The 11493-nt window shown below is 42.7% G+C and carries 17 protein-coding genes and 1 pseudogene; 4 read left to right on the top strand and 14 right to left on the bottom strand.

The genetic code is table 11. The features are described from left to right. Positions 1–65 precede the first annotated feature (65 nt). Positions 66–209: pseudogene (locus tag O3C58_13520) on the top strand (site-specific integrase). A 542-nt stretch (positions 210–751) separates the two neighbouring features. On the opposite strand, the gene O3C58_13515 reads toward O3C58_13520, so the two are convergent. From O3C58_13515 to O3C58_13465, 11 genes are all read right to left on the bottom strand, one after another. Next, complete coding sequence (locus tag O3C58_13515; protein MDA0692871.1) at positions 752–1183, bottom strand: pyrimidine dimer DNA glycosylase/endonuclease V; 432 nt, start codon at positions 1181–1183, stop codon at positions 752–754. 53 nt (positions 1184–1236) lie between these two features. Further along, positions 1237–1584: a DoxX family protein gene (locus O3C58_13510; GenBank protein ID MDA0692870.1), complete on the bottom strand. Its 348-nt coding sequence runs from the start codon at positions 1582–1584 to the stop codon at positions 1237–1239. 91 nt (positions 1585–1675) lie between these two features. Further along, on the bottom strand, positions 1676–2176 hold the full coding sequence (locus O3C58_13505; GenBank protein ID MDA0692869.1) for a tetratricopeptide repeat protein: 501 nt from the start codon (positions 2174–2176) through the stop codon (positions 1676–1678). Further along, positions 2158–2427 (bottom strand): hypothetical protein, encoded by a 270-nt coding sequence (locus O3C58_13500; GenBank protein ID MDA0692868.1) that lies wholly within the window; start codon positions 2425–2427, stop codon positions 2158–2160. Before O3C58_13500 ends, O3C58_13505 begins: the two co-directional genes overlap by 19 nt. 95 nt (positions 2428–2522) lie before the next feature. Then, positions 2523–2990: a cytochrome c gene (locus tag O3C58_13495; GenBank protein MDA0692867.1), complete on the bottom strand. Its 468-nt coding sequence runs from the start codon at positions 2988–2990 to the stop codon at positions 2523–2525. A 26-nt stretch (positions 2991–3016) separates the two neighbouring features. Next, complete coding sequence (locus tag O3C58_13490) at positions 3017–3367, bottom strand: cytochrome c (protein MDA0692866.1); 351 nt, start codon at positions 3365–3367, stop codon at positions 3017–3019. A 41-nt stretch (positions 3368–3408) separates the two neighbouring features. Next, a complete protein-coding gene (locus O3C58_13485; protein MDA0692865.1) occupies positions 3409–4491 on the bottom strand; it encodes an SUMF1/EgtB/PvdO family nonheme iron enzyme in 1083 nt (360 codons plus the stop codon). Continuing rightward, positions 4472–5215: an SUMF1/EgtB/PvdO family nonheme iron enzyme gene (locus O3C58_13480; protein MDA0692864.1), complete on the bottom strand. Its 744-nt coding sequence runs from the start codon at positions 5213–5215 to the stop codon at positions 4472–4474. Before O3C58_13480 ends, O3C58_13485 begins: the two co-directional genes overlap by 20 nt. 119 nt (positions 5216–5334) lie before the next feature. After that, a complete protein-coding gene (locus tag O3C58_13475; GenBank protein MDA0692863.1) occupies positions 5335–5715 on the bottom strand; it encodes a hypothetical protein in 381 nt (126 codons plus the stop codon). 97 nt (positions 5716–5812) lie between these two features. Further along, a complete protein-coding gene (locus O3C58_13470) occupies positions 5813–6865 on the bottom strand; it encodes a formylglycine-generating enzyme family protein (protein MDA0692862.1) in 1053 nt (350 codons plus the stop codon). Positions 6866–6907: 42 nt separating this feature from the next. Next, positions 6908–7351, bottom strand: a complete 444-nt coding sequence (locus O3C58_13465) for a DUF4399 domain-containing protein (GenBank protein MDA0692861.1) — start codon at positions 7349–7351, stop codon at positions 6908–6910. Between the two features lie 351 nt (positions 7352–7702). On the opposite strand from O3C58_13465, the gene O3C58_13460 reads away from it, so the two are divergent. Beyond that, entirely contained in the window at positions 7703–8317 is a 615-nt protein-coding gene (locus O3C58_13460) for a hypothetical protein (GenBank protein MDA0692860.1), read from the top strand. 75 nt (positions 8318–8392) lie between these two features. Beyond that, positions 8393–9343 (top strand): DUF523 and DUF1722 domain-containing protein, encoded by a 951-nt coding sequence (locus O3C58_13455; protein ID MDA0692859.1) that lies wholly within the window; start codon positions 8393–8395, stop codon positions 9341–9343. A gap of 777 nt (positions 9344–10120) precedes the next feature. On the opposite strand, the gene O3C58_13450 is transcribed toward O3C58_13455, so the two are convergent. The 3 genes from O3C58_13450 to O3C58_13440 all read right to left on the bottom strand — a co-directional run bounded on the left by O3C58_13450 (position 10121) and on the right by O3C58_13440 (position 11295). Further along, positions 10121–10267: a DUF1731 domain-containing protein gene (locus O3C58_13450; protein ID MDA0692858.1), complete on the bottom strand. Its 147-nt coding sequence runs from the start codon at positions 10265–10267 to the stop codon at positions 10121–10123. Positions 10268–10272: 5 nt separating this feature from the next. Next, entirely contained in the window at positions 10273–10743 is a 471-nt protein-coding gene (locus tag O3C58_13445) for a lipocalin family protein (GenBank protein ID MDA0692857.1), read from the bottom strand. A 123-nt stretch (positions 10744–10866) separates the two neighbouring features. After that, entirely contained in the window at positions 10867–11295 is a 429-nt protein-coding gene (locus tag O3C58_13440) for a DUF4149 domain-containing protein (protein MDA0692856.1), read from the bottom strand. A 17-nt stretch (positions 11296–11312) separates the two neighbouring features. Between O3C58_13440 and O3C58_13435 the strand changes: the two genes are divergently transcribed. After that, on the top strand, positions 11313–11493 hold a 181-nt coding region (locus tag O3C58_13435), incomplete at its 3' end, for a hypothetical protein (protein MDA0692855.1).

Genomic DNA, 11493 nt, shown 5'->3' with positions numbered 1-11493 from the left:
TTGCAATCTGTATCAAGGGCAAAAAAAAACAAGAAATTAACTAAGCCCATTAACCGCACGGGACACTAGCCATGAGTGGGGCGTCTTTGATTGAGATAGCGGATGTGTTGGGCCATAAATCGCTGGAGATGGTCAAGAGGTACGCTCACCTTTCAGAGGAGCATTCAGCTTCGGTAGTCGAGACAATGAATATAAAGATATTCTCTTAATTAGAAAACATGCTCCTATCCAGCGATTCGGGTCTCCTCGTCCCAAGTCTAAAGTCCTAAGTTCTAAGTTCCGAGTTTCAGGTTCCAAGTTCAGTTTCCCGCGTCTATTGTCCTGGCTATTGGGAAAAAGAGAAGACCGGGGTAGTCCAAAAATGAAAAATATTGAATTGACTAAGTTCGTCTTCCATCGCCGCTATGCTTGATCACTAACAATGGTGTGTTAGTGCTAATCTACTTATGGTAATAACTCGTAATATTCTTAAGGGTTAAAAGCGATTTCGTTTCAGGAAATGAATTATGTTTGAACCCTTACAAACCAGATTTGCTGTAGGATATCCAGATTGACTCCGGCCCAGCATCTGGAGGGGCTGGGCCAAAAAAATAATGCTTTCCAGTCGATCAGAAAAATTGCAGGAATTCTGAAGCTGAGTTTTCATGAATCAGGTGTATGTGCATACGGTCATACCAAACATGAAGAAGAGAATCGGTATCTAAGTCGCTTTTCGGCAAATAGCTGCTAAGAATTTACTATCTGAACAGTCCTAATTCGTGATTTCCCAATCAGCGATTTCTCCTATCACAACATTAAAAAAAGGATGAACATCCAGTTGAGTTAGTATTCGATATTTTAAGTACAGTGATGGATCACGGGATTTCAACTTTCCTAGTAAATGCTGTCTCTCAAACTCTATTTGTCCTGAATTAACATCAATCTTGATTCTGGACCTGGGAGTATTAATTTTCTTTGAATCAAATTTATAGTTGCGTTTCAATGATTCCTTGTAAATGTGATGCAAGTATTCGTTAATTGCAGCAATTGGATCAGCTGTTTTTTTAAACCGGTTGAGTTGGGGATGATTTTTGTAACCCTGTGTTTCCCCCTTCAAAACCTTCTGAGCGAGTAGCCCCTCTCTCCAAAGGGCAACAATCCCCTTTGTATCAAGATACTTAGGATGTATTGACCACAATCGCATGGCACATATTCTTCGCTATCGCAACAAATTGATAAACCGATAACTTAGTTTAGTCATTGGCTTTGAAAGGTATATAAAAAAATTACTGAACTGAAAATTGTCAAACTTATAGAAGGCAGCATTTTATAAAAAGAATTTTTTATCCTCAAATGAGTAAACACAGCTGCAACCATTAACACCGTTATTCCAGACGCACCTAAAAGAATAACAATTGGGTCATTGCTATATAGCATTAAAGCAAATGATAATTTGAATATCCCCACAAGATCTCTTAACCATTCAGGCAATTCATATACCTTGAACTCTTCAATGATGTTCTGGTATCTGACAACCCAAACGAAAAAGATCGACCCGGCCACTAAAGCTTTAATAGCATAAATAGCACTTGCTATACTAATCACGTTGATCTCCTTAATTACAATTAACTATCTGGAAACAAAATTTATGTTTTGGCAAAGTATCAATAAAAATTTACTTGTTACAACGGGAAGATTAATTTGACCCCTCGATATTCAATGGAAGCGGCACCTTTTTATCACAGGGCACACTTGGGTTGAGTCCACATTCATGATTTTTCAATAACTCCGAATTCAAAATCATTTTGTTGCCTCGGGCAAATCGACGAGCCGAATAAAACCGTTTGGTGGCATCTTCGTGTTGCCCAGCTTGATGAAGGCCCAGAGCAAGGTTGTAAAATAAAATTCCCTGGCTCGGATCCCTTAATTGCTGTGCCAAATTCAAAGCCTTTTTGAATCGGTCAATTGCTGTCTTGAAATCGCTTTGTTCATAAAGCTTGATGCCCTGTCTATTGATTTGATCGATCTCCAGGTCATAGCTCTTAGAGCCTTCTACTTTTGGAAGTTCTAGCGGTGCTTCCTGTTCCGCCCATGCGGCACCAACCATCAGCAGCAAAAGGCCTAAAAGTATGGCCATACATGAATAGGTTCTAAAATGATTGGCTTCGTTTTTTGTTTTCATTTTTTTAAAGTCCAATTTTTGCTTTCCATGCAGATTTGATATAAGGAATGCTTTCGGTTTAATCGCTCACCAGCACCTTCGCTTCCTTCACTACGTTTACTACTTTGATTAGCAATATCCTGACAAGCTTGCATGTCTTTTAGAAAGATCTGTTCCCCTTTATTTTTTTGATCCTTGTAAGCCCGAAAATTTGTTTCTGGCTGACATCCAGCCATCCCCAATTCCGTGAGCACAATAAACACTGAGAATATCCATAACTTGTTCATGGCTTTGCCTGCGTTTGATAAACTTCTTTGAATTTACTTAATCGATCAAAATAAATATTTACAGTATTAAGGGCTATTTATTTTGTAAATGAGTATCAAACAGGTTCTTCTGATAAGGACCGTATATAATGAATGAGTTGCCAGATTGTTTGGTCCGATAGATGTGAGTAAGGCGGCATGGAAGTTGCCTTGGAACCGTTTTTAATGATCCAAAACAACTGGCCATCCGAAACTTGATCCATCGTTGGTTTACATGTGAAGTTTCTAGGTTTGGGGCTCATATTAGGAGCCATGGCTCCCAGTCCATCTCCATTCATGCCATGGCATTGCTTGCAAGCCAGAGGTTTTGCTTTAATATGAGCGAGAACTTTCCCTTCTTTAACAAAACGCGGTTCTTTTCGAAGCGGGTTTACCTTTTCCAGAAATTCCTTGGGAGCTGTAATTGTTTTTCTTTTTTGAGGACACTCTTTAGCCCAAGCAATATTTGTTAAGTGAAAAGATAAGGCGAAGAAGAGAAAAATTATAATAAAGGATAAAATTCTAAATAGTTTTATGTAGAACATCTATTTCTCCAAATATCATTGTGTTATCAGGATATGCCGGATATTTTTTGCGAGTATCTAAGATATTTAATGATCTCCTGAATCTCTTTCTCCGATACTTTTCCTTTTTGGGAAGGCATGGCGCCAGAATCTGATCCATTCAGAATAGTCTTGGCAAGCTTAATATTGGAAAAGTTCGTGGACGAAAATTTCTCTTGAATCAATTTCGGTCCCCTTCCTCCCAATCCATCGGGTCCATGGCAGTTGGCGCAAGCCTGATGATAATAATCTTGCCCGGCTCTGTATATTTCAGGAACCGTTTTTCGAGGTTCAACCGCGCAGGATGTTAGCAATACGCTTAAAAGCAAAGAGAGCAAAATAATAATTAAATTTTTCATTCCCCCCCCCCATTTCCGCAATCAAAAGAGCCATTCGTAATCTAGATGTTGCCCTGTTCTTCGATCATAACCTTGAGTGCCTGATATTCTTTGTTGTCGGGACTGGTCTCCAGGGCTTTGTTAATAGATGCTAATGCTTCTTTATATTTTTCATTCCCCAAGTGAATGAGTGCGAGCATATAAAATGAACGGGCTTGCATTTGAGAATCGCTTTCCACGTCGCGCGCACATCGAAAACCCAATCCAACCCCATAAGAATTGTTCATCGGATCATTCCAGAAACGGTGCGTGGTGGTGATGCTTTGTTGCGGAGCGAACCACGACCCGCCCCGGATGACTTTCTTTTTCCCGGCGGCAAGCCCATCTGGGTAGGTTCCAGTGATACCCGGTTCACCCCCTATTTGGGGTCCTGCTGGGTTGCTAATATCCTTCGAAGTTTTGTAATAGTTCGGGTCATACCAGTCCTGAACCCATTCGAAAACATTGCCTGCCATGTTATAGACACCGTAATAACTTTTCCCTTCCGGGTGAGAATCTATTGGTGCCGTAATGTGCTTCTGACCCGTTTTACCTTTGGCAAAATTCGCCTTGCTGTAATCCAGTTCATTGCCCCAGGGATATATTGAACCCCCAGGCCCACGCGCGGCTTTTTCCCATTCCGCCTCCGTCGGCAATCTTTTGTTTGCCCAGTGGCAATAGGCGTTAGCGTCGTACCAATTCACTCCCGTAACCGGTTGGTTGGGTTGGTTTAATTGACGGTGATCCCAATAGGCTGGAGCCGGATAATCTGTGGCTTTGATGAACTCGGTGTAATGAGCATTGGAAATCTCATACTTATCGATGTAATAGGCACTTAGATAAATCATTTGCGCCGGACCTTCATCGTCAAAGGCATCTTTTGAAACTTCATATTTGGTTTCTTTGTCCGGGGATGGTTCTTTGCTTTCGTCGCTGGCAGGAGTTTTGTCGATGCCGCGTATAAAACCACCGGGGTTGATAAGGACCATATTTTGGGGTGCGGAGGATTCTGCTACCGCGGCAATGGGCAGGCAAGTGCCGATGAAGATCGTTAAGAGAAAAGAAAAAACAACTTTGATTATATATTTAGTTGAATGGCTCTTCATGAGTTCCTCCTGAAGTAGGATTTGTTTTAAGTAATTTAATCGACCTGACACAACGAAACCCAATGCCATCAGTCTTAAGCGCGAATCCGCCTTTACCTCTGGAAGCCGGTCGCACATCCGCTTTAAAGCTGTGCCATGAACCGCCTTTGATTACTTTCAAAATTCCCGTTTCCGGACCTAGCGGATTTTTGTTGGGAGCCGTTGCGTAATAATCTGAGGCATACCAGTCGCTCACCCATTCGCGAACGTTTCCGGCCATGTCTTGCACTCCATAGGGTGAGGATGTATCCGGTTTTAACCCAACTTGCCAAAGGGTCTGGGTTCCCTCCCAATTTCTTTGAAAATTAACTGCCTTTTGTGAGGGAGGCTCAGAGCCCCATGGAAAGGTAAACCCCTGTTCTCCCCGCGCCGCTTTTTCCCACTCCGCCTCCGTGGGCAGGCGTTTTCCCGCCCAGCGGCAATAATCCACTGCGTCATACCAAGTCACCTGAACCACGGGTAAATTGCCAACGTCTGATTCTTCTGATAATAATTTGTCTCCATAAGGATTGATTGGTTCTTTACGCCCGGTGGTATGGATGAAAACTAAATAACGTTCGTTGGTTACTTCATAAGCATCGATTGCATAGGTGTCTAGAAATACTTTTCGCTGGGATCTTTCATCGGGTCTGCCTTCTCCCTGTTTGCTGCCCATCAAAAACTCGCCCGCCGGAATTTTTATCATTTTAACGGGATCCCGGTTCGCTGGCTCATTGGAATTGGCAAAAACCGGAGCTTGTAGATTGAATGACGCCGAAACCAAGCAAATCAGAAAGGCCCAATTAAAACCTTTTTTTAAAGCATTCATTTTTTTGGCCCCTGACTTTCGGTAATGACTCTGTGGGTAATTTGCATGATTTGATGGATTACTTTGTCGGCGGCTTTCATATCCCCTCTTTCTTCCGCATCGTAAGCTTCCGCAAGAAGGGCGCGGGATTGATGAAGGTTCATTTCTAATTCAGTCTGGATCGCGGGAGATGCCAGGGTTCCACCCAATGCTCCATGATGGTAGGTTTCCCAAGCCCGCTCCACAGCCATACGAGCCTCGGCTGTCTTGCTGACGGAGTTTTCTTTATTAAAATCTTCGCCGAACCCCGAAACCGGAATACTGAGAAATAAAGCTGCCCAGAGAAATAAATATCCCGTTAGGGCTGATTTATTTGGATTATGAAAAGGATCTTTCATCGAAAACTTCTCCTGTTTTTTTCATAAAGCAACTTAGCTGAATGAAGAGGAGAGGATTAATCCTCTCCTCTTTAATTAAACTAAAGTAATAGTTTAGCTACTTAACCTGCTTCTGAATCATTTCCTTCAGTTGCAGGTACTCCGGGTTCGTTGCATCCTGGCTCAACGCCTTTTCAATGGACTTCATTGCCCTGGGATATTTTTCTGCCCCCAAATTGATTAGAGCATCCATGTAGAAAATTCGCGCCTGGAGGATAGAATCATCTTCCACGGAACGTGCACATCGAAATCCGAGGCCAACACCGTAACTGTTGTTCATGGGGTCGTTCCAAAACCGATGCGTGTTGGTCACACTTTCCGCCGGGGCATACCAGGAACCTCCACGGATGACCCGTTTTTTACCCACAGCAATCCGGTCCACGTAGGTTCCGGTACCACTAAGCCAGGCGCCTTCCTTTGGGCCCGTTGGATTAACGGTTTCCCTGGTGATTTTTGATTTATAAAAATTGGGATCGTACCAATCCTGTACCCATTCAAAAACATTTCCCGCCATATTGAATACTCCATAAGGGCTTTTGCCTTCCGGGTAGGCATCTACATTAGCGGTGAACTCCTGCTTTCGGCCAAAGTTCGCCTTGCTTGGATCAAGTTCGTTGCCCCACGGATACTTGTATCCTTCAGGGCCACGGGCAGCTTTTTCCCATTCAGCTTCTGTCGGAAGACGTTTGTTGGCCCATCCACAATAAGCGTTGGCGTCATTGTAGTTGACACCGCTGACCGGCTGTTCGGGCTTGTTTCGCTTGTGATCGTCCCAATAGGCCGGTGCGGGATGTCCCATAGCTTTAATGAATTCACTATAATGCTGGTTGGAAACTTCATACTTGTCGAGGTAGAAAGCATCCAGGATGACAGTGCGGGCGGGTCCTTCGTCATGGAAGGCTTCACGGGAAACACGGTATTTGAGTTGTTGCGCTTTAGACATTTTTTCTGTTTTTGGATTCACTTCTTTATCCACACCCATGAGGAAGTGTCCTGCTGGTATCATGACCATGTCTTCAGGCGATTCCACCGCCCAGGAGGTCGAAGCCCCAATCATTGTCATCACGGCCAATGCTCCGGCAGCTGTTTTCAAAACTTGTTTTGCTTGCATTTTTGATTGTCCTTAATTTTAGGTTTTTATTTTCTCAACCAACTATTTCACGGTCACAGTAATAGTGGCGCTTAGTGGTGGGTTTAAAGGCACATGGTTTCCTTGAGCGAACAACGTGGTGATGGTGTGTTTGCCTGGGGAGAGGGTTAATTCTTTACAGGAAGATCCATCACCCATATGAATATGATTTGCGTCTTTTCCGATGGGCTTGGTCAAATCCGACGGTAAATCCACATCAATCAGTAAATGGTGATGACCTTTATTCTCGTTGACCCCATTTTTTGCAGGTTCCACCCAAACTGCAAAAGGCTCCATGCATACTTTGAAGGGGCTGGTGACGCTGGAATTATTTGCAGGTCTTACGATGTCCACGGCCCTATACGAAATGGGAGCTCCATAGTCCGCAAAGGCAAAGGAAGCCTGTGTGAGTAAAAGAAATGCCATGAACAACATGCCGATTTTTTGGTTTACATTTTTGTGTTTCATTTTTTTGTCTCCGAAAATAATTCATTTTTTGTTGTCAGAATTCTCATTCCCCTCACCTTTCCCGTGTAATGTTTGTTTAATTTTGTGTTGATAGTTTTACGTTCTCGTATATAGTTTGTCAACTGTCGGGTGTGGGAAAAACGGTACAGGTTGCTGTCCCCTGAAAGGGGCCCAAACCGCTACCGGCTCTATAAAGAGCAAGATATTGATTTATTGAAGTTTTTGGTTGAGGAAATCAAACAGGGGCACTCCATTGGGGAGCTGGCCTCTTTGGGAAAAGATGAAATCCTGGCGCGTGTGAGGGAGAGGAGGGAAGAAGAGCCGGAATCATTGCCCAGGGATCAAATTTTGATGGAACTGGAAAAATATTTATTGCCGCTGGACCCATTGGCTTTTGAAAAAAGACTTAATGACTTAATGGTCTTATTGCCTTTTGATGAGGTCTTTACGAGGATTCTCGTCCCCTTACAAATCCGGGTGGGGGAGCTCTGGTTTGAGGGTAAGCTGGATATTTCGATTGAGCACTATGTTACGGCGCAGGTAAAACAAAAACTTTTTACCGCCATGAATATGATTGGTATTGAGCAACATGGACCGAAGGTTTTAATTGTCTGCCCTCCCTGGGAACTTCATGAAATAGGGGCCCAGGTTCTTGCCTATTTTTGCGCAACTCGAAAGTGTCGGGTGATTTTTCTTGGTGCTAATTTACCTTTGGCAAACTTAATTCATTTTAGTTCCCTGACAAAACCAGATGTCGTCATATTATCCTTCACCTCGGACATCAGCGAAAGTAAGGCTAGAGTTTTCTTTACGGAGTTATCCCATCAAAATTCGACCAATAAAAGCCCGGTTTGGGTTGGGGGACAGGGAATAAGGGGCGTGGAGTCGGCTTTCGAAAAAGCAAATATTAAAATCGTGAATGACCTGGAAATTTTGGAGAAACTATTAACTGAGCTGACATCCTGATAATTATTTTAGTTTTGATTAAGAAGCTAGAGGCTTCAAATTTTCAAAAATTATATTACTGCAAAGGATCGTTTTATGGGCAAGCTTTGGATAGGAATCAGCAGTTGCCTGCTGGGCGAAAAAGTCCGCTGGAACGGTGACCACAAGCAAAACTTATATGCCAAGGAAATATTGGGCAAGTTTTTTGACTATGTCCCTGTATGCCCTGAAGTTGAGATCGGAATGGGGGTGCCGCGTGAAACGGTCCATTTAGCGGGAGACAAGGATTCTCCAAGAATGGTTGGGACGAAAACAGGAACCGACTGGACGCAAAAGATGATCCGATTCAGCGCCGGCAAGGTTCGAGAACTTTCTTCCCATGACTTGAGCGGTTTTATTTTCAAGAAAGGATCGCCTTCCTGCGGCATCGAACGCGTATCTCTATATACCGAATCAGGGAATAAGGCCAATTCTATGGCACAAGGATTATTTGCCAGTACATTCATGAAAAAATTTCCTTTGATTCCTGTGGAGGAAGAGGGACGATTGAATGACTTCAAAATCCGGGAAAACTTTATCGTCCGTGTGTTCAGTTATCACCGCCTGCAAAAATTATTTCAAGAAGGGTATTCGAGAGGGGCGCTGGTAAACTTTCACACCCAACATAAGTTTTTACTTTTATCCCACAGCAGAAAACATTATGACACCCTGGGAGGCCTGGTGGCCGAGGCCAAGAAATTTCGACCAGCAGAAATGAAAACCCGTTACAGCAAAATATTCATGGAAGGATTGACCCTGAAATCTACTCCGAAAAAAAATACCGATGTGCTTCAGCATATGCTGGGGTTTTTGAAAAAGGATCTGTTAAAAGAAGAAAAGCAGGATATCTTATCAACCTTGGAAGACTATAGAAAAGAGCTGGTACCCCTCATTGTTCCTCTCACCTTGATAAAGCATTATGTAAAAAAGTACGATATCACTTATCTTCTCGACCAGGTATATCTGAATCCCTATCCCAAGGAACTGATGCTAAGGAATCATGTTTAAAATGTGCATAGCCCGCTCCTAGCCATTTCGCAAGTGATAAGGAAATTTATTGGAACTCCGACCATCATTAAGGAAGAGAGTTCTTATAGCCTCCATTCCCACCCGTGGGGTTGTAGATCATTTCCTCTTTTCACGATACCCGTCGCTGGTCAGGAAATATATAAAAAAATTGTGTGTAATACCGGTTGATCGTTACGCCCGATTTTTTCTTAAAGTTTCATATTCTTCCAATTTGTTTTTTTGTGAATTCTGTAAGTATCTTTGGCGATCTTTTTAATTGACACTTTTTTGTTAACGACAACCTCCTTTTAAAGCAAAGGTTAACAGAAAGCATCTCTTAAGTTTTCTACTTTAACGCTCTACATTTGGCTGATAGTGAGCCCTTAATATTTGGCGTAATCGTTTTTTAAAGATTTTTATTCTTGAAGATTCCACCCTTGGTCTTTCATGCATTTGATATAATTGGGATGCGTTATTACGGAAGATTCGGTGTAGGCATCGCAAAAACTACTATCCTTTTCAAACTTTATTTCAGAAGGTGATACATCCTCACTGGACGGTGTTGTACTGCATCCCATTAAAACGGTTAATAAAACAAGCTTTACGATAAGTTTAGTCATGTGTTTTCTCATTTCTTTATCAGAGAACAAAACCTAGAACATCAAAAAATAAAAAGGTTTTGTCCAAAGGTTGGGGAATCCATTGCTCCATTTCTAAAAGGTAGTAATTTTGATCTGTGATCTCTTTTAGTGCCGAGTTTAATTCTGGATATGAATACTAGAAACCTGCTTTAATAATTTTTTCTGCTGAGACATTTTGGCTTGCCAGAAGAATCTTGGCCATTTCTCCTAACAGAACCTTATGTTTGTCACAAGGATACCGAGCGCACGTTTCAGGGTTTTCATCAAGAACAAATATATTCATGAAATTTATTCCGATGTGATTTCCAGATAGGCTAGATCAAAACCTTTCCCTCTGATTTTCTCTTTCAACATGTCAATAGTATTTTGGGCCATTTGGGGCGAACGACTCAGGATCCAAAGGTATTGCCTGTTGGGTTCGCTGACCACGGCATACTGATAATCCTTATCCAGGTCAATGATCCAGTAGTTTCCTGAAAAAGGCCAGAAAAACTGAACTTTTAGTTTGGAGTTGGTTTCTTTATCCGCGATAGTGGCTTTGCCGATAGCTTCTTCTATTTCACCTTGCGGACTGCCTTTCCGACATTGGTTGATGACTTTGATGTTGCCATCATCCAACTTTTTATAGAAAGCGGTCGAGTTAAAGCATCCATCCTGAAAGTAATGCGGGTAGCGGGCGATTTCATACCATTTGCCAAGATAGCGCTCCACATCCACATAGGGAACGACTTGTAGCTCTGGTGATGATTTCCTAGGCACGCTTGAGCAACTGCTTGCAAAAAAAATCAAAAGAACAAAGCCAGCAAAATAAAAATCAAAGCGAGATTTAGGTTTAATAGACATGATTTATTTAAGTTGAATTTCTAAAGTTTTCGCAATTAATCAGACTTGAATAACGACTCGAACCAGGACAAAGCCAACCATCACCATTTGCGCCAGGTTGATTCCCACACTCAATCGGTGTAAAAGGTTGAAAGTTTTTCCGGCTTTTATGTTGCCGTGCAACTGATCATCGCGATATCGATTGATTCTCGGCATCAGCCACAACCATGCCCATATAAAAAGAACAAACACGATCACCAGATGAATCGCCTCTGGGTAGCTCCATAGCAAGAAGGCCGCCGCCAGGGTCATCCCTGACATGGCCATACTGTATATCGGAAAGGCCTGCCGAATGAATGGCCCGGAAATCTCCGGCGGGAGTTTGGTGAATACCAGGGGAGTCATGATCGCCGCGAAAAAGAACATTCCGCCCGTTATCAGTGCCAGTAAAAATACTCCTGTCATATCGACTATCGGGAAACTGTTCATGATGGCCTCTATCAAGAATGTTAGTATTGCAAGCGGAGAACCCAGGTATCCAGCGTACAGAAGCCCATCTACTGGAAAGCCCCCAGGCTATTCCCTGGGTTCTCCTTTTAAAATTTTACACTTGGACCGCTTCTATCTGTTCTTTCATCATTCCCGCCACCTTATTCAAATTAAATGGCCATGCATATTTGATATTGA

The organism is Nitrospinota bacterium (assembly GCA_027619975.1).
Lineage (GTDB): Bacteria > Nitrospinota > Nitrospinia > Nitrospinales > VA-1 > JADFGI01.
The sequence above is the reverse complement of the archived record's forward strand: the minus strand, read 5'-3'. Positions and strand labels throughout refer to the sequence as shown.

What these genes read in the sequence shown, in the direction of transcription:
- O3C58_13500 (MDA0692868.1), bottom strand. Translation starts at nt 2,427, where the DNA reads ATGAACAAGTTATGGATATTCTCAGTGTTTATTGTGCTCACGGAATTG.
- O3C58_13480 (MDA0692864.1), bottom strand. Translation starts at nt 5,215, where the DNA reads ATGATAAAAATTCCGGCGGGCGAGTTTTTGATGGGCAGCAAACAGGGA.
- O3C58_13470 (MDA0692862.1), bottom strand. Translation starts at nt 6,865, where the DNA reads ATGCAAGCAAAACAAGTTTTGAAAACAGCTGCCGGAGCATTGGCCGTG.
- O3C58_13495 (MDA0692867.1), bottom strand. Translation starts at nt 2,990, where the DNA reads ATGTTCTACATAAAACTATTTAGAATTTTATCCTTTATTATAATTTTT.
- O3C58_13475 (MDA0692863.1), bottom strand. Translation starts at nt 5,715, where the DNA reads ATGAAAGATCCTTTTCATAATCCAAATAAATCAGCCCTAACGGGATAT.
- O3C58_13455 (MDA0692859.1), top strand. Translation starts at nt 8,393, where the DNA reads ATGGGCAAGCTTTGGATAGGAATCAGCAGTTGCCTGCTGGGCGAAAAA.
- O3C58_13450 (MDA0692858.1), bottom strand. Translation starts at nt 10,267, where the DNA reads ATGAATATATTTGTTCTTGATGAAAACCCTGAAACGTGCGCTCGGTAT.
- O3C58_13490 (MDA0692866.1), bottom strand. Translation starts at nt 3,367, where the DNA reads ATGAAAAATTTAATTATTATTTTGCTCTCTTTGCTTTTAAGCGTATTG.
- O3C58_13440 (MDA0692856.1), bottom strand. Translation starts at nt 11,295, where the DNA reads ATGAACAGTTTCCCGATAGTCGATATGACAGGAGTATTTTTACTGGCA.
- O3C58_13515 (MDA0692871.1), bottom strand. Translation starts at nt 1,183, where the DNA reads ATGCGATTGTGGTCAATACATCCTAAGTATCTTGATACAAAGGGGATT.
- O3C58_13485 (MDA0692865.1), bottom strand. Translation starts at nt 4,491, where the DNA reads ATGAAGAGCCATTCAACTAAATATATAATCAAAGTTGTTTTTTCTTTT.
- O3C58_13460 (MDA0692860.1), top strand. Translation starts at nt 7,703, where the DNA reads ATGGAACTGGAAAAATATTTATTGCCGCTGGACCCATTGGCTTTTGAA.
- O3C58_13465 (MDA0692861.1), bottom strand. Translation starts at nt 7,351, where the DNA reads ATGAAACACAAAAATGTAAACCAAAAAATCGGCATGTTGTTCATGGCA.